Source organism: Chimaeribacter sp. YP20170169 (assembly GCF_056739715.1).
Window position 1 is genome coordinate 2,386,255 of sequence record NZ_CP176824.1, and the last position, 22,555, is coordinate 2,408,809.

Genomic DNA, 22,555 nt, shown 5'->3' on the forward strand with positions numbered 1-22,555 from the left:
CGCCTGCCCTTAAGCCTTGTGCCACGGAGAGCCGCCATAGGTTTGTTTTCCGCAGGCCGGGACGCCCGATCCATGATTGTTACGTCGTAACACAATAAAGCAGAGAAATTATGACGCACCTTCCAACCTTCAACCGATCCCTGCTGCATCCACGCTACTGGCCCACTTGGCTGGGGCTGGGCATCCTCTACCTGCTGGTGCTACTGCCCTACCCAGTGATCTATCGCCTTGGCACCGCGCTGGGACGCTTCTCAATGCGCTTTTTAAAACGTCGGGTGCACATCGCCCACCGCAACCTGACGCTCTGCTTCCCTGATATGCCGGCGCACGAGCGCGATGAGCTGGTACGCAAAAATTTTGAGTCGGTCGGCATGGGGCTGTTCGAGACCGGCATGGGTTGGTTCTGGCCAGAGTGGCGGGTGCGCCACTGGTTCACCGTCACCGGCGATGAGCACATCAAACAGGCCCACCTTGATAAAGAGGGCGTCTTGCTGGTGGGCATCCACTTCCTGACGCTGGAGCTGGGCGCGCGCATCTTCGGCATCTATAACCCCGGCATCGGCGTCTACCGCCCGCATGACAACAAGCTGATGGACTGGATCCAGACCTGGGGCCGTACCCGCTCCAACAAGAGTATGCTGGATCGCAAAGATTTGAAGGGCATGATCCGCAGCCTGAAACAGGGTGAGATCATCTGGTATGCGCCAGACCATGATTACGGCCCGCGCGCCAGCGTATTCGCGCCGCTGTTCGCCGTGCCGGATGCCGCCACCACCACTGGCACCTACCTGCTGGCGCGGATGGGCAAGCCAGCCATCATTCCGTTTGTGCCGCGCCGCCTGCCGGATGGCAAGGGCTATGAGATGCACATCCTGCCAAAGGTGCAGGATATGCCGCTGGAGAGTGAGCTGGCGGCCGCCACCCGCATGAATCAGGTGGTGGAGCAGGCGATCCTGATGGCCCCTGACCAGTACATGTGGCTGCACCGCCGTTTCAAGACCCGCCCGGAGGGGCAACCGTCGCTCTACTGACATTTCCCGCCCGGCCTGGCCGGGCGCTTTTCATGCCGTAAGGATAAGACCATGTATATTGTCAGCCTCACCTACAACCAGCCCATCGACGCCGTGGATGCCCACCTGGCGGGCCATATTGACTGGCTCGACCGCTACTTTGCGCAGGGGCTATTTTTGGCCGCGGGCCGCAAGGTGCCGCGCAGTGGCGGCGTGATTCTGATGCAAAATGTCGATCGTGACGAACTGGCGCGCATTCTGGCGGAAGACCCGTTTCAGGCGGTGGCCGACTATGAGGTGACCGAGTTGGCGGTCACCCGTACCCAGGAGGCGCTGGCCGCCCTGCAAGGCCAGTGATCCCCCCGGCTGGCATCAGGCTGGCCGGACTCCCCTCCCGTTTTTCCCGCCCGGCAGGTTGAATGCCTGCACAATCAAGCCCATACTGTTTGCCTGTCTGTTTTTCACCCTCCGCCGGCAGGCGACTGACACGGCGGTTCCACCTCCTTGACTGTGGGACACTATGACTTCGGCTGAACCCATCAACTGGAAACGCAATCTCGCAGTGGCCTGGCTGGGCTGCTTTCTGACCGGTGTCGCCTTCAGTCTGGTGATGCCCTTCCTGCCGCTCTATATCGAAGTGCTGGGTGTGCAGGGCCATGAGGCACTGAACATGTGGTCTGGGCTGGTCTTCAGCATCACCTTTTTGTTCTCTGCCGTGGCCTCGCCCTTCTGGGGCGGGCTGGCCGACCGCAAGGGGCGCAAGCTGATGCTGCTGCGCTCGGCGCTAGGGATGGCGATTGTGATGGTGCTGATGGGGCTGGCGCAAAACATCTGGCAACTGCTGGCGTTGCGGGCGGTACTCGGGCTGCTGGGCGGCTTTGTGCCGAACGCCAACGCGCTGATCGCCACCCAGGTGCCGCGCAACCGCAGCGGCTGGGCGCTCGGCACCCTCTCCACCGGTGCGGTGAGCGGGGCGCTGATTGGCCCGCTGATCGGTGGCCTGCTGGCTGACCGCTATGGCCTGCGCCCGGTGTTCTACATCACGGCGCTGGTGCTGTTTCTCTGCTTTATCCTGACGCTGCTGCTGATCAAAGAGCAGTTTGTACCGGTGCTGAAGAAGGACATGCTCAATGCCCGGCAGGTGCTGGCCTCGCTGAAAGATCCGAAACTGGTGCTCTGCCTGTTCGTCACCACCCTGATTATCCAGGTGGCGACCGGCTCCATCGCGCCAATCCTGACGCTCTACGTGCGCGAACTGGCTGGACAGACGCAGAACCTGGCCTTTATCAGCGGTATGATCGCCTCGGTGCCGGGGGTGGCGGCGCTGCTGAGCGCCCCGCGCCTCGGCAAGCTCGGCGATCGCATCGGCCCGGAGCGCATTCTGGTGGCAATGATGGCGCTGTCGGTGGTGATTTTAATCCCAATGGCCTTTGTGCAGACCCCGTGGCAGCTCGGCATCCTGCGCTTCCTGCTGGGGGCCGCCGATGGCGCGCTGCTGCCAGCGGTGCAAACGCTGCTGATCTACAACAGCACCAGCCAGGTGGCGGGGCGCATCTTCAGCTATAACCAGTCGTTCCGTGACATTGGCAACGTCACCGGGCCGCTGCTGGGGGCGGCAGTCTCGGCGGGCTACGGTTTCCGCGCGGTATTTGGCGTGACCGCTTGCGTGGTGCTGTTCAACGCCTTCTACTCTTGGTGGAGCCTGCAACGCGCGCCGAAACGGGCCTTGCTGAAGTGATCGGGCCGGGCACGCTTTCGTCCACACATCCGGCCCGGCGTTGGGCGAATCGCTCAATTTTCACCTGATAAAATAGTGCAATATCGACACCTTGCCGCCCGGCCGCAGAATAAAAAATTTTATTCGTTTTCGCCCGGCCAAAAACTTGCATCCTTGGTTTCACCGACAACACTTAACCGGTATCTCCCTTTTACTGCGCCGACGCGGCGCAACCATGCCATTGATGGAGGCCAACTATGAGCATGTACGCAACCTTGGAAGAAGCCCTTGAGACTGCCCGCGAAGAGTACCTGGAAGCGCTGGCGGATGACTTCGCCGATGAGGAGGTGCCCCCGCCGCAGCAGTTCAACCTGCAAAAGTACGTGTTGCAAGATGGCGACATCATGTGGCAGGCGGAGTTTTTCCTGGATGAGGGCGATGCGATAGAGGGCCTGCCGTTCCGTAGCGGCGCGGCGGCACAGGCCATCTATGACGGCGATTTTGATGAGGAGGAGCTGCGCCAGGAGTGGCAGGAGGAGAACACCCTACACGAGTGGGATGAGGGCGAGTTCCAGCTTGACCCACCGCTGGACACCGAAGAGGGCAAAACCGCCGCCGATGAGTGGGACGAGCGTTAAGTCCCACTGCTGCCGCGGCCGCTATTCGTAGGGGCCGTGGCGGGCATCGATGGGCAGCATAAAGGTATCGACAATCATCGAGAGCGGCACATCAATCACCGTGACGTAGCGCCAGCGGCTGTCACGCAGATCCCACTGGACGCCGGGATAGTACTGGTTGCCATGCCCTTGCCCCGGCATGGTGCGGCTGACGATGCTGCCACACCCACTTAGGCTGGCCGCCGCCAGCGCCACCACGCCGATGCGCAGGAAGAGATTAACCTTCACGTTATACTCACTGTATTTACCGGGCTTTGGCCGGCGCGGTGCGCCAGCCCTGATGCCCTTAGCATAGCATGTTGGCGCACCCTGCCGCGCCGCTGGCAAAGTTAAGGGAGTGTAAATCAGCGACGCGCCAGCGCGCGCATGAATTGCAGGCTGGCGATAAAGCAGAGCGTATAGCCAAACAGCTCCGTCCCCTCCTCCACCACATTCTTCGCGGTACGCACATACCCATCCAGCAGCACATTTTCCCAGATCTGGTGCATCCCCATCAGGCGCGAGAAGAGCAGGATACAAAGCAGCGCGCAGATCATGATGCCATAGCTGCGGGAGCGGACAAAGCAGGCCAGCCCTGACAGGGTGGAGACCATATTGCACGCCGCACCAAGCAGGCAGAGCACCGTCACCAGCAGGGCAAAGTAGACCCAGCAGCCATGGACAATCAGGTCAAACACCCCATCCAGCTCGCGGATCAGCATGGTCAGCAGGAAGCCACCCAGCAGCACAAAGCCATAACGCCACTGCGGGTGGCGCTGCGCCAAACGGAAGAAGATCAGGGCGCTCAATCCCAGCAGTGTCTCTTGGGCGATCTCCGTCAGGGAGGCCTCTTTTACCGCGTTATGCAACCAAATAATATCGATGAACAACAAGGTGCTGACTAAAGCGACAGCCACAGCGCACAGCACAAATTGCTTGAGTGCGCGAAGGATGGTGTATAAATCAGAAGACATATAATTACTCTTATCATTATAAGGGGCGTGAATATTAGAGAGCTTTTGCCCGACCGTTTAGTCTTTTTATGCCGATAAACGAGTAACTGTGGATAAAAAAAGCGGAATGCTTACGCATTCCGCTTTTCAGGAGGAAAATCAGGCAGGATTAGCCCGCGTTCGGGAACGCCAACGGATTGTGCGGCAGCGTCGCGTAGTACTCACGCCACTGCGTATGCTGGGCCGGATCGCTCCAGACCGCCTGATGCAGGCGCGCCATCAGCACCGGGTCGCTCAGCAGCAGCAGGCGATCGGCCTTGCCAAGCTTGGCCGGGCCGGTTGCCAGCGCCTGTGCCAGACGCTCCTGACGCCAGTGCTCGATCGCCGAGCGGGTATAGTGACGTGAGGTCGCCATCGCCGTCGCCAGTGCGTTGAAGGAGGGGTTCACCACCGCATGCATAAAGCCGTTGCGCAGCGCGCGTTCACGGTTATGTTGCAGGTACTCGTCGGTGGCCACCAGTTCACGCGGCGGATCGTACTCCTCCGGGATCAGGAACAGCTTGGCACGCTTGCTCTTCAGGCCCAGCGTCGCGCGGCTCGACAGCGCCGACACAATAGGCGAGAGGATCAACGAGAAGACGATCGGCCCCAGCCACCAGAGGAAGCGCAGGTCCAGCCAAGCCATGCCACCGGCCCACACCAGCCCAAGCAGCATCTGCGAGCCGTGGCGGCGGAATGCCTCACCCCAAGGGGTGTCATCATCATCACGCTGCGGCGAGTTCCAGACCACTTCCCAGCCGAGGAAGGCGCTGACCACAAACACCGTATGGAACAGCATCCGCACCGGGGCCAGCAGCACCGAGAACAGCATCTCCAGCAGCATGGAGATCAGCAGGCGGAACCCGCCACCATACTCTTTCGCACCTTTGGCCCAGATCAGCACCACGCTCAGCAGCTTCGGCAGGAACAGCAGCACCAGGGTGGTGGAGAAGAGCGCAATCGCCAGCTCCGGCCGCCACTGCGGCCACACCGGGAACAGCTGGCGCGGTTGCAGGAAGTACTGTGGCTCCATCAGCGTATGCACCACCTGCAAGGCGGTGGAGAGCGCAAGGAACATGAACCACAGCGGCGCGGAGAGGTAGGACATCACGCCGGTCAGGAACACCGCACGGTGCACCGGGTGCATCCCCTTCACCAGGAACAGGCGGAAGTTCATCAGGTTGCCGTGGCACCAGCGGCGGTCACGTTTCAGCTCATCCAGCAGGTTCGGCGGCAACTCCTCATAACTGCCCGGCAGGTCGTAGGCGATCCAAACGCCCCAGCCAGCGCGGCGCATCAGGGCTGCTTCTACGAAGTCGTGGGAGAGGATGGAGCCTGCGAAAGAGCCTTCGCCCGGCAGCGGCGCCAGCGCACAGTGCTCAATGAATGGCTGTACGCGAATGATGGCGTTGTGCCCCCAGTAGTGGGACTCGCCCAGCTGCCAGAAGTGCAGGCCAGCGGTGAACAGCGGCCCATAGACACGGGTGGCGAACTGTTGCAGGCGCGCATAGAGGGTGTCCATGCCCGACGCCTTCGGCGCGGACTGGATGATGCCGGCGTGCGGGTTGGCGTTCATCAGGCGCACCAGCCCGGTCAGGCACTCGCCGCTCATCACGCTGTCGGCATCCAGCACCACCATGTAGCTGTAGTCCTTGCCCCAGCGACGGCACCAGTCATCAATGTTGCCACTCTTGCGCTTCACGCGGCGACGGCGACGACGGTAGAAGATCTTGCCGTGGCCCTCCACTTCGCGGCATAGCTCCAGCCAGGCCTTCTGCTCGGCGACACAGATATCAGGATCGTAGCTGTCACTAAGGATGTAGACGTCAAAGTGCGCCAGATCGCCGGTACGTTTCACCGACTCATAGGTGGCGCGCAGGCCAGCGAAGACGCGGTCCACGTCCTCATTACAGATAGGCATGATCAGCGCAGTGCGCTGCGCCGGGTCCAGCGGCTCAGTGCCGGTGCTGGAGGCGGAGATACTGTACTTATCCTTGCCGATCAGCAGTTGCAGGAAGCCCATCAGCGCGGTCCAGAAACCAGCCGAAACCCAACAGAACAGGATGGCGAACAGCACCAGGATGCCGGTCTGCAACACATAGGGCAGCAGTTGCAGCACCGACTGCATCAGGTCCTGATTTACCATCTCCATCGGGTCGATCAGCGCCCAGCCCTGATAGGGCAGGATGGTCTTCATGTACCAGGTGGCGATGCCGGTCTGTACCAGCATCAGCACCAGCAGGATGTAGCGACGCAGCGTGCCAACGGTACGCCAGCGCTTCTCGGACTCCGCCATCTCCTTGGAGAGCGGGGCCTGCGGCATATTGCCACGCCCCAGCAGCGAGTCCCAGAAACGTGCCAGCGGGTTGGTGCGCCAGGCTTCCGGGAACATGCTGGCGCGCTTGATCGGCGGCATCGCCTTGAGGGTGGTGCGGCCTTCCGCGTCGGCGTCCAGCAGCTTGCCACCGTCCAGCGCATCCGGCCAGGCCTGCTCCAGACGGGTTTTCACCGAGGCCAGCGGCGCGTCGTCTGACGGCAGGCCCTCCCCTGCCCCGCCCAGCCGGCGGTGCAGCTCCGGCAAGGCGTCAGCCTGGCCGCTGAGCGCGCCCTTCTCCTCCGCGGAGAGGGGCAGCGCCTCAATATATTGATGAGGTAAAGGCGTTGACTTATTCATTGGCAGGCAGCTGATAGCTCCAGGTTTCACTCAACGGTTTGTCACCATTGACCAGCGCAGCGCGCATCTCAACAGGTTTCTTCGGATCCTTGACCTTGACGCGCAGGGTGAGGCGCCAGCCCTTGGTGACCGGGTTATAGCGGACGTTGTTCTCGACCATGTCCGCGTTGTCATTCACGCTGATCTGCGAGGCAACCGGGGTATCTTCCTTCAGCGCCTTCAGCACTGGGCCAGCGAAGTCGATCAGCAGCGCGATGCTGCCATCCGGCTCGCGGATCAGGTTGGATTGCTTCACGTCGCCTGCGGAGCGCATGGTCTGCTTGACGTAGGCCAGATCCGGCGCGTGCAGCGCCTCCTCATTGCGGGTGAAGTGCAGGCGATAGCTCAAGTCCAGCGGCTGACCAGCATCCGGCAATTTCTCCGGCGACCAGAAGGCCACGATGTTGTCGTTGGTCTCGTCGGCGGTTGGGATCTCCACCAGCTCGACCCGGCCCTTGCCCCAGTCGCCATGCGTCTCGACCCAGCCACTCGGGCGCAGGTCGTAGCGGTCATCCAGATCCTCATACTGCGCGAAGCTGCGGCCACGCTGCAGCAGGCCGAAGCCGCGCGGGTTCTCGATGGTGTAGGTGCTCACCGACAGGTGGCGCGGGTTATTGAGCGGACGCCAGATCCACTCGCCGTTGCCAGCATGGATCGACAGGCCATCGGAGTCATGCAGCGCCGGGCGGTAGTTCATGTTCGGGGAGGGCTGGTTCTGGCCAAACAGGAACATGCTGGTCAGCGGGGCGATGCCCAGCTTGCCCACCTTGTCACGCATGTAGACCTTGGCCTGCACATCCACGGTGGTGTCGCTGCCCGGATAGAGATCGAAGCGGTAGGCCCCGGCCGCGCGCGGCGAGTCCAGCAGCGCATAGATTACCAGGTGCTTCTCGTCCGGGTTCGGGCGCTCAATCCAGAACTCGCGGAAGCGCGGGAACTCTTCGCCGGAGGCGAGCGCGGTGTCGATAGCCAGGCCACGCGCCGACAGGCCATAGACCTGGCCCTTGCCGATGACGCGGAAGTAGCTGGCGCCCAACACGCTCATGATCTCATCATTCTTGTCGGCTTTGTTGAGCGGATAGAGCACCTTGAACCCGGCGAAGCCGAGGTTTTTCACCGCGTCAGCGTCATGGTTGACGTTGCCGAAATTGAAGTAGTCCGGGTTGTATTTGATCTCGCTGACCTTGTCGGCCGCGACTTCATTGATTTTCACCGGGTATTCGAAATACATGCCCTGGTGGTAGAACTCCAGCTTGAACGGCGTATTCAGCGAGTTCCAGTAGGCTTTGTCATGGTTGAACTGAATCTGCTGGTAGTCAGCAAATTTCATTTCCCGGAACTGGGAAGGAAGGTTGCTTTTTGGTGCCTCAAATCCCTTTCCTGCCAGATCTTTGGCCTGTTTGGCCACGTCATCGAGCGAGAATGCCCATGCATGTGACGCGCCCAGTGACAGGAACATCGCGGCGCTCAACGCACATACCTTTGCCGCACGTGGCCCCTTGGATAAATTTTTAACTCGCACAACCCCCCCTTTCGAGTGCTGAAATCATTCTAAATCCATATTAAAGGATTATTTAGCTATCCGACAACATGATAAATGGATGGTTCCTCTCTGTGGGTTAGAGTTTAATCAGCCAGACAGCGTTATCAGTGCCGGATGCAGATTAAACCACAGTAGAAAATTAGCAACACCTATAGTAGGGTTCCGGCCGGTGATTTAAGCCAATCGGTTTGGGAGTAAACCCCATCGATGCGATTTATCGGACACGCTAAAATAAACGGCGCACCCTTTAAGTAAAAATCCTGGAAACTTATGACAAAAAAAACAGTACAACGGGAATACTTTCTCGATTCCATCCGGGCCTATTTGATGCTGCTCGGGGTTCCTTTCCATCTGTCGTTGATCTACTCCAGCCACAACTGGGCGGTGAACAGCCAGACCCCCTCTGACCTGCTGACGGTGCTCAATGACATCATCCACGCCTTCCGGATGCAGGTGTTCTTCGTCATCTCCGGCTACTTCTCCTATATGTTGTATGAACGTTATGAGCCAGTGCGCTGGTTGAAGGTGCGGCTGGAGCGCGTGGCGATCCCGATGCTGTCGGCAATGGTGCTGATCACCCTGCCACAGTTCTATATGCTGAAAAATTATACCCAGCGCATCCAAGGGTGGGCCCATTTCAGCGGCTATGAAAAAATCAACGTGGGCATCTGGGAAATAGTTTCACACTTATGGTTTTTGTTAACATTGGTAATATTAACCTGCGCGGGGTTCTATATTTTCCGCCGCCTGCGGAACATTCAGATTCTTCCGGCACGGTTTAGCGAAAAGCGCCTTAATAACTTAGGAAAACTCTTATTTTATTTTGTCCTGCTGGGTTTGGTCTATGCAATTATTCAATTTACGTTGGATCATGCGCTGCCCGGCCTGCTATTCAACTCGCTGCTTAACTTTATCGTTATGCAACCGCTGTTCTATCTGCCGTTCTTTATTCTGGGTGCGCTGGCGTTCAAATATGGCTGGCTTAAGGCCTTGCTGCTCAAGCCTTCCCCGCTGGCGCTGCTGCTGGCGCCATTGCTGTTCGCCGCCTATATCGCCAACCAGCACCTGAATGATGGCGCGCACCTTTCGCCCCAGCTGGATACGCTGATCACCTACATGCTGGGGATTGTGATGGTCAACCTGGTATTTGCCTTTGGCCATCGGATGCTCAACAGCCACTCGCCGCGGATTACCTATCTGGTTAATGCCTCACTATTTATCTATCTGGTCCACCACCCGCTAACACTGATATATGGCGCATTCATCACACCGAAAATTGAGAATAATCTGGCAGGCTTTGGCTTGGGAATGATATTTGTCTTCGGCCTGGCCTTCTTGTTGTATGAGCTGCACAAACAGGTGCCGATGCTGCGTTTCCTGTTCTCCGGCAAATCACAAAAACCGGTGCCCATCCCGCCTGCCGCCTGAGAGTGGCAATAAAAAGCCCGCCATTAGGCGGGCTTTTTTATTAGTGGATATTGATGGTCGGCACCACCGACATCCCGACCCGCAGGCGCTGCGCCTGCGGCTGGTCGGCGTCCAGCACAATCTTCACCGCCAGACGTTGCGCCACCTTGGTGAAGTTGCCCGTCGCGTTGTCTGCGGCAATCGGCGAGAAGGTCGCGCCGGTGGCCGGGGCAATGCTCTCGACATGGCCATGCAGCTGCACGTCTGGCAGGGCATCGACGCGGATGCTGACCGGCTGCTGCGGCTGCACGCTGCCGAGCTGCGTTTCCAGATAGTTGGCGACAATGTAAGCCTGTTGCAGCGGCACCACCGCCAGCACGCGGGTGCCCGCGCTGACATAGGCGCCCACGCGCAGCGAGCGCTGGCCGACGGTGCCGGCAATCGGTGCCTTGATCTCGGTGTAGGAGAGGTTGAGCTGCGCCTGCGCCAAATCGGCCTTTGCCGCCTCAATTGCCGCCAGCGCCTCGGCACGTTCCGCTCGCAGCACGTCCACCTCCTGCTGGGCGGCTTCCAGCGCCGCCACATTGCTCTGGTGCTGTGCCGCCTTCTCGCGGTAGTTAGCATCCGACTCGTCACGCTGGTCAGCGGTGCCGGAGCCATTCTGCAACAGCCGGCGGTAGCGGTCAGCGCTCTGGCGCGCATAGTTCATGCCAGCGGTGCTGGAGTCAATGTCCGCCCGCGCCTGAATAATCACTTGCTGCTGCTTGGCGAGCTGGGCATCCAGGCTCTGGATCTGCGCCTGTTTGCTGCCCAGCGTGGCCTTGGCCGTATTCAGGGCGTTGGTGTAATCACGGGGATCGATGCGCGCCAGCAGTTGGCCCGCCTGCACCTGTTGGTTGTCCTCCACCAACACCTCGGCGATATGGCCGGAGATGCGCGGCGCCACCAGCGTATAGTCGGCGGTGACGTAGGCGTCATTGGTGGTTTCGTCACCCCGCCCGGCCAGCCGCCAGACAATAAAGGCCACCAGCAGGGCCACCAGAATAACCGCCACCAGCAGCGGGATGCGTTTTGACGATGTTGCTAACATAATTCTCTTCTCTCAATGCTCTCGGAAATAGGGGCAATCAACGGTTGACCAACGACTGCGGCGGATAGGTGCGCTGCGGCATCAGGGCGGCCAGCACAATCAGCGCCAGCGCCACCCCCATAATCATCAGGTAGGCGTCGCTCAGCCCGAGGATGGTGGCCTGCTTCTTCACCAGCGAGGAGAAGCGTGCCAGCACTTCGGTGGAGATGGCGCTGCCATCCGGGTTGAGCGGCGCGGGCGGCGCACGGTTGCCGTCATAGGGCTGCGACAGCAGGTGGCTGACCGAGCCAGCGTGGTCAAGCAGCACATGGGAGTGGAACTTCTCCCGGTGCGTGATAAAGGTCTCCAGCAGTGCCGAGGCAGTGACGCTCCCCAGCCCGCGCACGGTGTTGAACATGGCGGAGGCGAAAGGCCCCTCCATCGGCTGCACCACGCTGGTGGCGCTCATCAGGATGGGGATCACCGCCATCGGCTGTGCCACCGCCTGCATCGCCTGCAACCAGTAGAAGTTGCCCTGCACCCAGGCGCTGTTGATCGCCGAGCCGCAGTAGCAGGTGAAGGCCAGCAGCCCCAGCCCACTGGCCAGCACCCAGCGGCTGTCCACCCAGCGCAGGTTGCAGATCGCCGCCACCAGTGGCGCCATCAGCAGCTGTGGCACGCCGATGGTCAGCGCCAGCGGCCCCACCTCGGCGGCACGAAAACCGCTGACCGAGATCAGGTAGTTGGAGGGCAGCACCGAGCCGGAGAGGTAGACCAGCATCAGCCCGGCCAGCGTCAGCAGGCCGTGGGCGAGGTTGCGCCGCCCCAGCAGTTGCAGCTTGAACAGCGGCAGCGGGTGATACCACTCATTGATCAGGAACACCGTGATCAGTACCGCCGCGCCATACAACAGCGCGCAGATCAGGTCGGACTCCAGCCAGTCCTGCCGTTCACCCTGCTGCAACGCCAGCACCAGCATCGCCACGCCGCTACAGCCGGTGATCATGCCGAAGGCGTCAATCTGCTTCAGCCGCTCCAGCCGCAACGGATCCTGGGGGATGCCGTGGCTGATCATGGCGAAGGCCAGCAGGCAGGGCGGGATCACTTGCCAGAAAACGAACTGCCAGCCCACGTCATCGGTCCAGAGTGCCGCCAGCGAGGTGGCGAGGTTGGGGCCAAAGGTGGCGCTCAGGGCGTAGGCACCCAGCCCATACAGCTTGAAGCCGGGCGGCAGGAAGCGCAGGGCAACGGTCATCAGCAGCGGCGGCAGTGCGCCACCAAACAGCCCCTGGATGACCCGCAGGGTGATGAAGACCGTCAAATTGGGCGAAAAGGGCAGGATCGCCCCGAGCAGGCCGAAGCCGAGCACCATGCTCATGGCGAAGCGCCGCATGGAGAAGGTCATCGCCAGCCAGGGAGCCAGCATCATGGCGGCCACTTCCGCCGCCTGATAGCCGCCGACCAGCCAGGAGCCCTCATCGCTGCCGATGCTCAGCGCCCCGCGGACGTCAGCCAGCGCGATGTCAGTCACCCGGTCATTCAGGCCGGATGAGAGGGCGGCGATCAGCACGCCGACCAACCCAATCACCAGCCGGACAGTAAAGGGCTGGGCCACTGGGGCAGCAGGAGGAATGCCGCTGGCATTGGCCGGCGACACACTGACTACACTCATAACTAAACTCATCTTTTTTTTGTGCGCACTGTACCTGCCGCCAGCGGCCGGCAGCAGAGGGCCTGGGCGCGGGGCGCAACGGGAAACAGATACGGGTGCAGTAATGGCAGGTGAAAGTGAGGCCGTCATTATGCGAATGGCATCACAGCGCGGGATACTACAATACGGTCCACTGTATTGCAATGTGGTTAACGATTGAGTTCCGGCAGGGAATGCCGTTAAATATCCGGGCGTTTATTGATAAGGAGCCTTAGCGTGACCATGCATCATACCCCCTCCACGGAGGAGGAGCGCAGCGGCGGCATTCAGGTGATCTCCCGTGCCGCCAGCATCCTTAATGCACTCGGCGCGCACCCGGAAGGGATGAGCCTGGGGGCCATCGCGCAGGCCGTCGCCCTGCCCCGCTCCACGGTGCAACGCATTGTGGCCGCGCTGGCGGATGAGGGCATTGTGCGCAGCGACGGCCGCCACGGCATCCGGCTGGGGCCGACCCTACTGCGGCTGGTGGCGACCGTGCACATCGACATCATCGCCATCGCCACCCCCTTCTTGCAGGCGCTGTGCAAGGAGACCAACGAGACCGTGACCCTGGCGCGCCCCAGCGGGCGGCAGATTGCCATCGTGCACATGGTGGTGGCCGACCGCGAGTTGCGGGTGGTGCCGCGCTTTGGCCTCAACCTGCCGATCTACAGCACCTCCGGTGGGCGTGCGCTGCTGGCGCTAAACAGCGACCATGAGGTGCGGCAGTTGATTGGCGACGAGTTCGAGCCAGTGACCGGCCGGACGGTGCGCGACATGGAGACGCTGCTCACCCGGCTTGCAGAAGTGCGGCGGCTGGGGGTGGCGATCGAGCATGGCGAGACGCTGGAGGGCATCTCCTCGATGGGCATCGCCATCGATACCCTATTGGGGCGCTATTCGGTGTCACTTCTGGTGCCCACCGAACGGCTGCACCACCACTTACCGGCCTTGCAGGCAGCCATTCTGGCCTGCCGGGCCTCTTTGATGGGCGAAATCGGCAAGCTGGATTGCCGTTGATACCGGCAGCGCCGGTGTAAGGAGCGACGATGTTTACCCATATCCTGCTGGCGGTAGATGGCTCCAGCCAGACGCCGCGCGTGGTGGCCCTGGCCGCCGAACTGGCGTCCAAAACCGGTGCGCGTATTTCCGTCACCTGCTGCGTGGATGAGTCTTATGCCGTGGATGCCGACACACTGGGCGGCCCCGGCGAGGTGAGCCTCTATCAGCCCGCCTGTGAGGAGCAGGATACTGCCTGCCAGGTGGTACGCGCGGCGCTGACCCAACTTGCCCCGTTGGGCGAACGGGTCAGCGGCCAGGTGATTGTCGGGGAGCCAGCGCAAGCGCTGGTGACGGAGGCAGAGCGGCAACAGGCGTCCGTGATTGTGATGGGCCATCACCGCCGCACGGTATTTGGCCGGCTGTTGAAAGGCTCGGTCAGCGCCGATGTGGTCGCCACGGCCCCCTGCCCGGTGCTGGTGGAAGTCAGGGAGTGAAATCAGTTTTACTCTTATTGACAGGAGTAAAATTAATGTTTCATTTTCATAGTTTTCTTATTTGTTTAAGGTTATCCAACAGTTAAACTGGTAAGTGCTTTATGGCAAGTCAGATCCCTTTAACGCAAGGAGTTACTTATGTCCAAAGTATTGACCATTACCGCTGTTGCGCTCTACCTGGCCGGGGCGTCCGCCGCCTTTGCCGCCACCACCGCTGGTGCGGACGTGGCCGTGGGCAATGGCGCAGGGGCAGCCGCCACCAGCGGCGCGACCCTGATCTCGGGTGGCGTGGCCGCAGCGGCTTCCGCTATGGACCCGAGCGGCAGCACTGGCACCTCGACTGCCACCTCCACCTCGACCACCACCCAGACCCGCTAAGGCCGGCCTTTGCCGGGAGCCGAAACCAGCCGGAGGGCTGGTTTTTTTATGCCCGGCGCGCCAGACATAAAAAAGGCTGCCGAGAAGACATGGCAGCCTGTGAAGTGCAGGGTCATCCCTATTTTTGTACACCCTGGTGGTGGCGGTACAGAATTACCCTGCTCCCTTGAAACGCAATTTTGTACACATTCTTTGCGTTGTACAGATATCAATAGGAAGGACGTCCTTAACTGACACCCATTTTTTCAGCCCAGTCGGCAATTTGCTCACGATAAATATAGGTCACTTCATTATTCAATGGCTGATGAGTTTGCGAGGTAATGGTGACCAGGCAAGGATAATCGCGTGGCCGCAGCTCAAACAAATATTCATCCAACTCCTCTTCTGACAGTAATGAGGTGCCATCTGTGCCCTCAATCATAAAGTAGTTGTGCAGCATCCAGTGACGGTACTCAAAGTGGTTATTTAACAGTTGCATGGTGCGACCTTAAGGCTAGTCAGGCTAGGGCGGGAAACCCGGCTCATCAAAGGCAAATCCCCCGGCTCATGACGCATTCCGGCGTAAATCTGGCGTTCCGTTGCACTACTGGGATTGAAAATAACAAAACAGAAACATGGAAGCAATAAATACCGCTTTATTTACTACATTTAATTAAAAAACGAGTTAAGTGCTGATAATAAAATCAGAGTTATTTCTATAACGAATGAATTGATAATTTAAAATCAGAATTTTTTATTATTTCCCAGAAAAGTCCCATAAAAAAAACCGCCGTAGCGGTTTTCTTTATGTAGGGGGCGTCAGATTTTGCAGCCTTCGCAATCGTCTTCCCCACCGGCCACCTCGGGCACCTCATTGACGCGCTTTTCCGTCTTTTCAGCGGCCTTGGCCAGTTCAGCATCAATGTCAAAATCAAAAATATCATCGCTCATCGCAGTTCTCCTGTGTCGTGGTGCGGCAGCGGATTATAACCGACGACCGCCAGCCTGTCCTGGGGGGCGCACAGAAAGCCAACTGGTGAGAAACCCGGCACTTACCGCCAGCGGATTTGCATCCCTGCCGGGTCAGTACCATAGTTAAAGGGTCAACACTATCACTGGGGCGCCGCCGGCGTCCCCCAGCAAGGGAGAGATTGAATGGCCGATAAACATGATGTGAAGTCCTGGGCAGAGATCCGTGAAACCTCGATTGAGATTGCGGAAGCGATTTTTGAGTTTGCCGAGAATGATGAGACCCTGGCGCAAAAGATCTGGGAAGAGGGAAATGATGAGGTGCTGATTCGCGCCTTTGAGAAGACCGACGCCGATCACCTGTTCTGGGGCGAAGAGAAGGTCGACCGCAAAAACGTCTGATGCCCACGGCCGCCGCGCTGCGGCGGCCCGGTTAGCTGTCGAAGCCAAACCCCATCTGGTGCGCCCACTCGAACACCTGCTCTTTATAGACAAACTTTGGCTCGCACACCGCCGGTTGCCCCTTGGCCTGCACCATCACCGCAATGCAGGGATAGGCACTGGGCCGCGCGTCAAAGATAAAATCCTCAATCTCCTGATCGACAAACTGCGCCGCCTCGCCGGTCTCGCTGACCAAAAACAGCTCCGCCATGATCCAGTTACGGTAATCGCGCTCATTGTGCAGCATTTTCATCGCCTGTCTCCCTGTTAGTGCCACTCATCCCCGCCGCAGCAAGGGCACACTTCCGTCCGCGCCACCGACATCGCCGCGCTGCCGTCGCTCTCCCACTCCACACGCAGCGGCTGGCCGTCATCCTCCGCGGCGCTTAAATAACGCGGATAGTGCTCCGCCTGGCCAAACATGGTTTCGGTATGGATGAGCCGATCGCCGGCATAGATGCGCGCCGTGGCGTGGGCATCGCGGCGGCCGCACTCGCCCTGCTGGTAGAGGTGGTGAATGGTGAGTTTGATCTTTTGCACGCCGGCTCCCGATGGTAGTACACATTGATTGCGTGAATACGCATAGTGTACCCCATCGGGAGCGGCCGGGGATATGCCGTTTACGTGCGCTTAATGAGCCGGCTGGTGCTGGTGCAACTCGGTGCGCGCCGCCTGCTGCTGGCGACGCTGCTTGCGGGCCAGGTCATAGACGTCGTAGAAGTCGATCATGCCTTTGTTGCGGATGATTTCGCGCATCCGGTTTTTGATCTCTCCCGCCACCTGCGGGTGCGCCAGAATCTCCTCCACCGCCGCCGTAGGCAGCTCGCGGCTGAAGTACCACTCGCCATTGACGCAGACACGCAGATCCAGCACGCCAATGTCCTCATAGCGGTAGATGGGCTTGATGTCCATCAGCAGGCCGGCGGAGACCACCAGCAGGAAAGCGGTAAAGCCCGCAAACCAGCCCAGCCCCATATAGGGCGAACAGTACATCACCACGCCCACCGCCAGGTAGCCGATCAGCATCGCCAGGCAAAGCCAGGGGTGCTTGGTGAAGAACTCGGTGTTGAAGCGTGCCTTGCCGTCACGGCGCTCGGCGCGGTTGATGTGTGCGATCTCGCGGACCAGGATGGTCTTGATGGCGTCCATGGTGTCACCCTCATCTGGATACTGTCGTGGACTGGGAAGTGCCAGCCGCAGGCTGGCTCCGCCGGCAAGCCGGGGTGGCCCCCTGGCCGGATATAGTGGCGATGATAGTAGCACAGCCACTGTTATAGACTGCATAGCAGTTGTCACCGATTCCAGGCCAAACTGTTATAGCATACGTGCTGTTGCGGGCAATTATTACCGCCGTTGATGGATATTTTTATGCCGTTAAATACCCAACCACTTAGTTAACCCTCTACCCCACCCATTATTTCCCTGTGGGATAGGGTGTTATTATTGCTGCGGATAAATTATTTGTGCGGATATTTCATGCAGACTGACCACGCTTATTCCCCTTGCCCTTAAACGACCCTAATAAAATGGGCATAGCCGCCTTATCATGATGAATTTCTCTGTTAAATTAAATATATATTTTAATTTCATGATTTCCATCATTGAAAAAACATTAGCCGCTTATTGCTTTTTATTCCTGCCAGAGGGGCTACCTTATTTAACATTACGCACCGACGACTGCCGGCGTAAAAACGTTTTCCGCCCCGATCGCAATGAAATAAATAAGGGTGAGTTATGGCAGAAAATTCAGAAAGTCAAAAAGTGGGCCTGATTCCGGTGATGTTGATGGTCTCCGGCAATATTATGGGTTCCGGGGTCTTCCTGCTGCCGGCCAGTCTGGCCGCCACCGGGGGCATCGCCATCTGGGGCTGGCTGGTGACCATCATTGGCGCGCTGTCGCTGTCAATGGTGTATGCCAAAATGTCCTCGCTGGATGACAGCCCCGGCGGCTCCTACGCCTACGCGCGCCGCGCCTTTGGCCCCTACCTCGGCTACCAGACCAATGTGCTCTACTGGCTGGCCTGCTGGATCGGCAACATCGCAATGGTGGTGATTGGCGTTGGTTACCTGAGCTACTTTATTCCGCTGCTGAAGCAGCCGATCCCATTGACCATCGCCTGTGTGGCGATCCTCTGGCTGTTTGTGTTCCTCAATATCATCGGCCCGAAGATGATCACCCGTGTGCAGGCGGTGGCTACCACGCTGGCGCTGGTGCCAATTGTCGCCGTCGCGCTGCTGGGCTGGTTCTGGTTCAGCGGGGAGACCTATATGGCGGCGTGGAACGTCAGCGGCCAGAACCCGTTCGGCGCCATCCAGAGTACCCTGAGCGTCACGCTCTGGTCATTTATTGGCGTGGAGAGCGCCTCGGTGGCGGCGGGGGTGGTGAAGAACCCGAAACGCAACGTGCCGATTGCCACCCTCGGCGGCGTGCTGATCGCCGCCGTCTGCTATGTGCTCTCCACCACCGCCATCATGGGGATGATCCCCAATGCAGAGTTGCAACTCTCCGCCTCGCCCTTTGGCGACGCCGCGCGGCTGGCGCTCGGTGACCTCGCTGGCGGCACCGTGGCGCTGTGTGCCGCGCTCGGTTGCTTAGGCTCACTGGGCGGCTGGACACTGCTGGCCGGCCAGACCGCCAAGGCCGCCGCCGACGATGGCTTGTTCCCGCCGATCTTCGCCAAGGTCAACAAGGATAATGTGCCGGTCGCCGGGCTGCTGATCATCGGCATCTTGATGACGCTGTTCCAGATCAGCAGCATCTCGCCCAACGCCACCCAGCAATTCGCGCTGGTCTCCTCGGTCTCGGTGATCTTTACGCTGGTGCCCTACCTCTATACCTGCTCGGCACTGCTGCTGGTCGGGCATGGCCATTTGGGGCGGCTGCACGTTGCCTACTTCCTGATCACGCTGGTGGCCTTCCTCTACTGCATTTGGGCGGTGGTGGGGTCTGGCCCGCAGGAGGTGATGTGGTCATTCGTGGCGCTGATGGTGATCACCACTTTGTATACCGTCAACTATAACCGCCGCCATAAAAACCCCTTCCCGCTCCATCGCCCCTATGTGCGTGACGATGATTAAGCGTTGGCGGCCAACTGATATCTGGGAGAGAGCATGATTGACTTAGGCACCCCTAAAAAGCGCAAGGTTCTGGTGGTGGACAGCAGCCTGCTGGAGCTGAATACCACCAACGGCCGGGCCGTGCAGGAGCTGATTGACGCACTGCGCGCGCTCTATTTCGAGGTGATCCCAGCGGCCAGCTTTGAGGATGGCCGGGCGACGGTGATGTCTGACGCCTCGCTCTGCTGCCTGTTCGTCAACTGGACTGCCGGTGGCAATGACAGCGCCTCCCACGGCCAGGCCAGCGAGCTGCTGCGCGAGATCCGCCGCCGCAATAAGGAGGTGCCGGTGCTGCTGATGGCCGAGCACTCCTGCATCGATAGCCTGACGCTGGACATCATGCGGATGGTGAATGAGTTCGTCTGGATGCACGAGGATACGGCGGAGTTTATTGCCGCCCGCGCCAAGGCGCTGATCACCCAATACTATGACCAGCTGTTGCCGCCCTTTACCAAGGCGCTGTTTCGCTACACGCTGGAGTCGCCGGAGTACTCATGGGCCGCGCCGGGCCATCAGGGCGGCGTGGCCTTCACCAAAAGTGCCGTGGGCCGCGAGTTCCTCGACTTCTATGGCGAAAACCTGTTCCGTACCGACACCGGCATTGAGCGGGCGGCGATGGGTTCGCTGCTCGATCATAGCGGCCCGATCCGCGAATCGGAGGACTACGCCGCCAAGGTGTTTGGCTCGCACCGCAGCTATGCGGTGCTGAATGGCACCTCCGGCTCCAACCGCGCCATCATGGCGGCGGTGGTGGGCGAAGGCCAGGTGGCGCTCTGCGACCGCAACTGCCATAAGTCAATTGAGCAGGGGCTGGTGATGACCGGCGCACTGCCGGTGTTTTTCGTGCCGACCCGCAACCGCTTCGGCATCATTGGCCCGATCCCCAAGCAGCAGTTCCGGCCAGAGGCGATCGATGCGCGCATTGCCGCCCACCCGCTGATCGATCAGGCCAGCGATCGCACGCCGGTCTACGCGGTGATCACCAACTGCACCTATGACGGCATGTGCTACCACGCCGGTCAGGCGCAGGATCTGCTGGCAGAGCGCGTCGACCAGATCCACTTTGACGAGGCGTGGTACGCCTACGCCCGTTTCAATCCCCTCTATGCTGGGCGCTTCGCCATGCGCGGCAACCCGGAGGAGCATGATCCCGACGGCCCGACGGTGTTCGCCACCCACTCCACCCACAAGCTGCTGGCGGCGCTGTCGCAGGCCTCTTACATCCACATCCGCAACGGGCGCAAGCCGGTGGTGCACTCGCGCTTCAATGAGTCCTACATGTTGCAGGCCAGCACCTCGCCGCTGTACGCCATCATTGCCGCCAACGAGATTGGCGCGGCGATGATGCAGGGCGGACAGGGGCAGACGCTGACGCAGGAGGTGATCAACGAGGCGGTGGATTTCCGGCTGGCGCTGGCCAAGGTCAACGCCACCTTCCGCGATCGCGGTGAATGGTTCTTCGCCCCGTGGAACCCGCCGGAGATCACCGATCCGAAAACCGGCAAGAAGATCCCCTTCCGCCTCGCGGACAAGGCGCGGCTCACCACCGATCCCTCCTGCTGGGTACTGAAGCCGGGCGAGAGCTGGCACGGTTTTGAGCAGTTGGAGGAGGAGTGGTGCATGCTCGACCCGATCAAGGCCGGTATCCTGACGCCGGGCATGAACGATGACGGCAGCCTGATGGAGAACGGCATCCCGGCGGCGATGGTGACCGCCTTCCTGACGCAGCACGGCATTGTGCCGTCACGCACCACGGACTTCATGGTGCTCTGCCTCTTCTCGGTCGGCATCACCAAAGGGAAGTGGGGTACGCTGATCAACGCGCTGCTGGAGTTCAAACGTCACTATGATGAGAACACCCCGGTCACTGCCTGCCTGCCCAATCTGGCTGGCGGCCACCCGGCGCGCTATGCCGGGATGGGGCTACAGGATCTCTGTGACGAGATGTTCGACTATATGAAGAACAGCCAGATGGATCGCCTGCAAGCCGAGGCGTTTGGCCAGTTGCCGCAGCCGGTGGTGTTGCCGCGCCGCGCCTTTCAGGCGCATATGGCCGGGGAGTGCGAGCACCTGCCGCTGGATAAGCTGGCTGGCCGCGTCTCCGCCGTGGGGGTCATTCCCTACCCACCGGGCATCCCGATTGTGATGCCCGGTGAAAACTTTGGCGACCCGACCCAGCCGTGGCTGAGCTATATCCGCAGCATCGCCGAATGGGGGGAAAAGTTCCCCGGCTTCGAAAAGGAGCTGGAGGGCGCGGAGATGATCGACGGCAAATACCATATCTGGGCGCTGGCATAACCCGGAGATTCACGGCACACTGGGCCGGTTGCCACCCCTGTCATGGCAACCGGCTTTTATAGCCTAAGCCCCGGTATAAGGCGAGCATGACGCCCCCCTTTCAGAATATCCTCACGGAAATAGCCAAACAAAAAGAACTACTTACATTTCCTGTCGCAATCATTACCTGGCGGATACTGTTTGGCAATGAGGGAATTTGTCAGCATTAGGAATACTCCTAAACTTACTGAAAAAGCACTATGTTTCAAGAAATGGCTTCTGTATTGGTATTGGCGGCGGTGTCGGGGTTCTCTTTCACAAAATATCAGGACGACCAGAAGCGACGTAAGCCACGCACCCTGTTCCAGCACTACACCCTCCACCCCTTGATCAAAAAGCGGCGGCGCCCGTTACGCACCCGCCTGCTGCGCCGTTTCCCTTTGGTACATTGAGGGCGCTTTATGCTGCGGCGCGCATAAAAAAAGCGCCAGCGGGTTAGGCTGGCGCAACATACTGGAAGCAATGTGAGCAATGTCGGTCTTCCGTGCCGGCAGAGCCGCCGTCCGGAAGACACTTGAATGATAACCATTATCATTCTCTATTGTAAAGCGCTTTTTACCCTGCCCTGCCTGAGAGGGAGGTGATGAGATAATTTTAGTGCCGGGCAATGTTGATTTGGGCTAATGTTAGATTATCAGCCCTTCACAACGTGCTGGCATGGCAACAGCCTTTGAAAAAAGGAGAGACAATGAGCATTGGCGTCCACTCTCTGGTCAAACATAAAACGGGCAATATCATTGGCCGCGTCATTTCACTGCTCTCACGGCAGGACAAACCCTGGGCGATGGTTGACTGGGGCAATAGCGGTATCTCGATGCATGCAGTGAGTGATTTGATCGAAGTGACCCAGGAGAACCGTCGCTCCTGAGCGGAAATGATTAGCCGCCGTTACCTGTTAATTCCCCCCCTGATGAAACCCCTGCTGTCGCGTCCAACGCGCTTAACCACTTGAACCGCCCTCAGCCTGACGGGCAGCGCGGGATTTTTCATCCGCACAGCCTTGGAAATCAGAACATACGTTCCAAATTGATTTGTCTGCAA

23 protein-coding genes are annotated in these 22,555 nt (G+C 59.7%); 12 read left to right on the plus strand and 11 right to left on the minus strand.

Translation table 11 applies throughout. The annotated features are described in order from the left end of the window. Positions 1 to 110: 110 nt before the first annotated feature. The 4 genes from ACK3SD_RS10790 to ACK3SD_RS10805 all read left to right on the plus strand — a co-directional run bounded on the left by ACK3SD_RS10790 (position 111) and on the right by ACK3SD_RS10805 (position 3,365). Entirely contained in the window at positions 111 to 1,031 is a 921-nt protein-coding gene (locus ACK3SD_RS10790; RefSeq protein ID WP_481125478.1) for a Kdo(2)-lipid IV(A) acyltransferase, read from the plus strand. Between the two features lie 51 nt (positions 1,032 to 1,082). Continuing rightward, positions 1,083 to 1,367: a YciI family protein gene (locus ACK3SD_RS10795; RefSeq protein ID WP_481125479.1), complete on the plus strand. Its 285-nt coding sequence runs from the start codon at positions 1,083 to 1,085 to the stop codon at positions 1,365 to 1,367. A 163-nt stretch (positions 1,368 to 1,530) separates the two neighbouring features. Then, positions 1,531 to 2,748, plus strand: a complete 1,218-nt coding sequence (mdtG, locus tag ACK3SD_RS10800) for a multidrug efflux MFS transporter MdtG (protein WP_481125480.1) — start codon at positions 1,531 to 1,533, stop codon at positions 2,746 to 2,748. Positions 2,749 to 2,984: 236 nt separating this feature from the next. Continuing rightward, positions 2,985 to 3,365 (plus strand): MysB family protein, encoded by a 381-nt coding sequence (locus ACK3SD_RS10805; protein ID WP_137763561.1) that lies wholly within the window; start codon positions 2,985 to 2,987, stop codon positions 3,363 to 3,365. A 21-nt stretch (positions 3,366 to 3,386) separates the two neighbouring features. Here ACK3SD_RS10805 and ACK3SD_RS10810 read toward each other — a convergent pair whose 3' ends face one another. The 4 genes from ACK3SD_RS10810 to ACK3SD_RS10825 all read right to left on the minus strand — a co-directional run bounded on the left by ACK3SD_RS10810 (position 3,387) and on the right by ACK3SD_RS10825 (position 8,547). Next, the gene (locus ACK3SD_RS10810) at positions 3,387 to 3,632 is read right to left on the minus strand and encodes a YceK/YidQ family lipoprotein (protein ID WP_481125481.1); all 246 of its coding nucleotides are present in this window, start codon (positions 3,630 to 3,632) and stop codon (positions 3,387 to 3,389) included. Between the two features lie 116 nt (positions 3,633 to 3,748). Beyond that, on the minus strand, positions 3,749 to 4,357 hold the full coding sequence (locus tag ACK3SD_RS10815) for a hypothetical protein (RefSeq protein WP_481125482.1): 609 nt from the start codon (positions 4,355 to 4,357) through the stop codon (positions 3,749 to 3,751). Positions 4,358 to 4,505: 148 nt separating this feature from the next. Then, positions 4,506 to 7,049 carry a glucans biosynthesis glucosyltransferase MdoH gene (gene mdoH, locus ACK3SD_RS10820; RefSeq protein WP_481125483.1) on the minus strand — a complete coding sequence of 848 codons (2,544 nt, stop codon included), beginning with the start codon at positions 7,047 to 7,049 and terminating at the stop codon, positions 4,506 to 4,508. Beyond that, positions 7,042 to 8,547, minus strand: a complete 1,506-nt coding sequence (locus ACK3SD_RS10825) for a glucan biosynthesis protein G (RefSeq protein ID WP_137764978.1) — start codon at positions 8,545 to 8,547, stop codon at positions 7,042 to 7,044. Before ACK3SD_RS10825 ends, mdoH begins: the two co-directional genes overlap by 8 nt. A 354-nt stretch (positions 8,548 to 8,901) precedes the next feature. Between ACK3SD_RS10825 and mdoC the strand changes: the two genes are divergently transcribed. Then, a complete protein-coding gene (gene mdoC, locus ACK3SD_RS10830) occupies positions 8,902 to 10,059 on the plus strand; it encodes a glucans biosynthesis protein MdoC (RefSeq protein WP_481125484.1) in 1,158 nt (385 codons plus the stop codon). A 40-nt stretch (positions 10,060 to 10,099) separates the two neighbouring features. On the opposite strand, the gene ACK3SD_RS10835 is transcribed toward mdoC, so the two are convergent. Next, positions 10,100 to 11,128, minus strand: a complete 1,029-nt coding sequence (locus ACK3SD_RS10835; RefSeq protein WP_481125485.1) for an HlyD family secretion protein — start codon at positions 11,126 to 11,128, stop codon at positions 10,100 to 10,102. 37 nt (positions 11,129 to 11,165) lie between these two features. Beyond that, positions 11,166 to 12,779, minus strand: a complete 1,614-nt coding sequence (locus ACK3SD_RS10840) for an MFS transporter (RefSeq protein ID WP_481125486.1) — start codon at positions 12,777 to 12,779, stop codon at positions 11,166 to 11,168. A gap of 261 nt (positions 12,780 to 13,040) precedes the next feature. Between ACK3SD_RS10840 and ACK3SD_RS10845 the strand changes: the two genes are divergently transcribed. The 3 genes from ACK3SD_RS10845 to ACK3SD_RS10855 all read left to right on the plus strand — a co-directional run bounded on the left by ACK3SD_RS10845 (position 13,041) and on the right by ACK3SD_RS10855 (position 14,671). Continuing rightward, complete coding sequence (locus ACK3SD_RS10845; protein ID WP_481127535.1) at positions 13,041 to 13,817, plus strand: IclR family transcriptional regulator; 777 nt, start codon at positions 13,041 to 13,043, stop codon at positions 13,815 to 13,817. A gap of 29 nt (positions 13,818 to 13,846) precedes the next feature. Next, positions 13,847 to 14,293 carry a universal stress protein gene (locus tag ACK3SD_RS10850; RefSeq protein ID WP_481125487.1) on the plus strand — a complete coding sequence of 149 codons (447 nt, stop codon included), beginning with the start codon at positions 13,847 to 13,849 and terminating at the stop codon, positions 14,291 to 14,293. Between the two features lie 138 nt (positions 14,294 to 14,431). After that, entirely contained in the window at positions 14,432 to 14,671 is a 240-nt protein-coding gene (locus tag ACK3SD_RS10855) for a hypothetical protein (RefSeq protein WP_481125488.1), read from the plus strand. Positions 14,672 to 14,897: 226 nt separating this feature from the next. Here ACK3SD_RS10855 and ACK3SD_RS10860 read toward each other — a convergent pair whose 3' ends face one another. After that, positions 14,898 to 15,149 carry a hypothetical protein gene (locus ACK3SD_RS10860; RefSeq protein WP_481125489.1) on the minus strand — a complete coding sequence of 84 codons (252 nt, stop codon included), beginning with the start codon at positions 15,147 to 15,149 and terminating at the stop codon, positions 14,898 to 14,900. A 320-nt stretch (positions 15,150 to 15,469) separates the two neighbouring features. Continuing rightward, positions 15,470 to 15,601: a hypothetical protein gene (locus ACK3SD_RS10865; protein WP_481125490.1), complete on the minus strand. Its 132-nt coding sequence runs from the start codon at positions 15,599 to 15,601 to the stop codon at positions 15,470 to 15,472. A gap of 204 nt (positions 15,602 to 15,805) precedes the next feature. Here ACK3SD_RS10865 and ACK3SD_RS10870 point away from each other — a divergent pair, with 204 nt between their 5' ends. Beyond that, complete coding sequence (locus ACK3SD_RS10870; protein ID WP_137763569.1) at positions 15,806 to 16,021, plus strand: YccJ family protein; 216 nt, start codon at positions 15,806 to 15,808, stop codon at positions 16,019 to 16,021. Between the two features lie 31 nt (positions 16,022 to 16,052). Here ACK3SD_RS10870 and ACK3SD_RS10875 read toward each other — a convergent pair whose 3' ends face one another. The 3 genes from ACK3SD_RS10875 to ACK3SD_RS10885 all read right to left on the minus strand — a co-directional run bounded on the left by ACK3SD_RS10875 (position 16,053) and on the right by ACK3SD_RS10885 (position 17,209). Further along, positions 16,053 to 16,313 (minus strand): hypothetical protein, encoded by a 261-nt coding sequence (locus ACK3SD_RS10875; protein WP_481125491.1) that lies wholly within the window; start codon positions 16,311 to 16,313, stop codon positions 16,053 to 16,055. A gap of 14 nt (positions 16,314 to 16,327) precedes the next feature. Next, positions 16,328 to 16,600 carry a hypothetical protein gene (locus tag ACK3SD_RS10880; protein WP_481125492.1) on the minus strand — a complete coding sequence of 91 codons (273 nt, stop codon included), beginning with the start codon at positions 16,598 to 16,600 and terminating at the stop codon, positions 16,328 to 16,330. Positions 16,601 to 16,690: 90 nt separating this feature from the next. After that, positions 16,691 to 17,209, minus strand: coding sequence for a YlaC family protein (locus ACK3SD_RS10885; RefSeq protein ID WP_137763572.1), 519 nt, complete (start codon positions 17,207 to 17,209; stop codon positions 16,691 to 16,693). Positions 17,210 to 17,794: 585 nt separating this feature from the next. Between ACK3SD_RS10885 and adiC the strand changes: the two genes are divergently transcribed. From adiC to ACK3SD_RS10900, 3 genes are all read left to right on the plus strand, one after another. Next, complete coding sequence (adiC, locus tag ACK3SD_RS10890; RefSeq protein ID WP_481125493.1) at positions 17,795 to 19,138, plus strand: arginine/agmatine antiporter; 1,344 nt, start codon at positions 17,795 to 17,797, stop codon at positions 19,136 to 19,138. A 33-nt stretch (positions 19,139 to 19,171) separates the two neighbouring features. Then, a complete protein-coding gene (locus ACK3SD_RS10895; protein ID WP_481125494.1) occupies positions 19,172 to 21,475 on the plus strand; it encodes an Orn/Lys/Arg family decarboxylase in 2,304 nt (767 codons plus the stop codon). Positions 21,476 to 22,202: 727 nt separating this feature from the next. Further along, positions 22,203 to 22,382: a hypothetical protein gene (locus tag ACK3SD_RS10900; protein ID WP_137763576.1), complete on the plus strand. Its 180-nt coding sequence runs from the start codon at positions 22,203 to 22,205 to the stop codon at positions 22,380 to 22,382. Positions 22,383 to 22,555: the final 173 nt, after the last annotated feature.

Excerpts from the sequence above, each read along its gene's own strand:
- ACK3SD_RS10790 (WP_481125478.1), top strand. The coding sequence starts at position 111 with ATGACGCACCTTCCAACCTTCAACCGATCCCTGCTGCATCCACGCTAC.
- ACK3SD_RS10795 (WP_481125479.1), top strand. The coding sequence starts at position 1,083 with ATGTATATTGTCAGCCTCACCTACAACCAGCCCATCGACGCCGTGGAT.
- mdtG (WP_481125480.1), top strand. The coding sequence starts at position 1,531 with ATGACTTCGGCTGAACCCATCAACTGGAAACGCAATCTCGCAGTGGCC.
- ACK3SD_RS10805 (WP_137763561.1), top strand. The coding sequence starts at position 2,985 with ATGAGCATGTACGCAACCTTGGAAGAAGCCCTTGAGACTGCCCGCGAA.
- ACK3SD_RS10815 (WP_481125482.1), bottom strand. The coding sequence starts at position 4,357 with ATGTCTTCTGATTTATACACCATCCTTCGCGCACTCAAGCAATTTGTG.
- mdoH (WP_481125483.1), bottom strand. The coding sequence starts at position 7,049 with ATGAATAAGTCAACGCCTTTACCTCATCAATATATTGAGGCGCTGCCC.
- ACK3SD_RS10825 (WP_137764978.1), bottom strand. The coding sequence starts at position 8,547 with ATGTTCCTGTCACTGGGCGCGTCACATGCATGGGCATTCTCGCTCGAT.
- mdoC (WP_481125484.1), top strand. The coding sequence starts at position 8,902 with ATGACAAAAAAAACAGTACAACGGGAATACTTTCTCGATTCCATCCGG.
- ACK3SD_RS10835 (WP_481125485.1), bottom strand. The coding sequence starts at position 11,128 with ATGTTAGCAACATCGTCAAAACGCATCCCGCTGCTGGTGGCGGTTATT.
- ACK3SD_RS10840 (WP_481125486.1), bottom strand. The coding sequence starts at position 12,779 with ATGAGTGTAGTCAGTGTGTCGCCGGCCAATGCCAGCGGCATTCCTCCT.
- ACK3SD_RS10845 (WP_481127535.1), top strand. The coding sequence starts at position 13,041 with ATGCATCATACCCCCTCCACGGAGGAGGAGCGCAGCGGCGGCATTCAG.
- ACK3SD_RS10850 (WP_481125487.1), top strand. The coding sequence starts at position 13,847 with ATGTTTACCCATATCCTGCTGGCGGTAGATGGCTCCAGCCAGACGCCG.
- ACK3SD_RS10855 (WP_481125488.1), top strand. The coding sequence starts at position 14,432 with ATGTCCAAAGTATTGACCATTACCGCTGTTGCGCTCTACCTGGCCGGG.
- ACK3SD_RS10860 (WP_481125489.1), bottom strand. The coding sequence starts at position 15,149 with ATGCAACTGTTAAATAACCACTTTGAGTACCGTCACTGGATGCTGCAC.
- ACK3SD_RS10865 (WP_481125490.1), bottom strand. The coding sequence starts at position 15,601 with ATGAGCGATGATATTTTTGATTTTGACATTGATGCTGAACTGGCCAAG.
- ACK3SD_RS10870 (WP_137763569.1), top strand. The coding sequence starts at position 15,806 with ATGGCCGATAAACATGATGTGAAGTCCTGGGCAGAGATCCGTGAAACC.
- ACK3SD_RS10875 (WP_481125491.1), bottom strand. The coding sequence starts at position 16,313 with ATGAAAATGCTGCACAATGAGCGCGATTACCGTAACTGGATCATGGCG.
- ACK3SD_RS10885 (WP_137763572.1), bottom strand. The coding sequence starts at position 17,209 with ATGGACGCCATCAAGACCATCCTGGTCCGCGAGATCGCACACATCAAC.
- adiC (WP_481125493.1), top strand. The coding sequence starts at position 17,795 with ATGGCAGAAAATTCAGAAAGTCAAAAAGTGGGCCTGATTCCGGTGATG.
- ACK3SD_RS10895 (WP_481125494.1), top strand. The coding sequence starts at position 19,172 with ATGATTGACTTAGGCACCCCTAAAAAGCGCAAGGTTCTGGTGGTGGAC.
- ACK3SD_RS10900 (WP_137763576.1), top strand. The coding sequence starts at position 22,203 with ATGAGCATTGGCGTCCACTCTCTGGTCAAACATAAAACGGGCAATATC.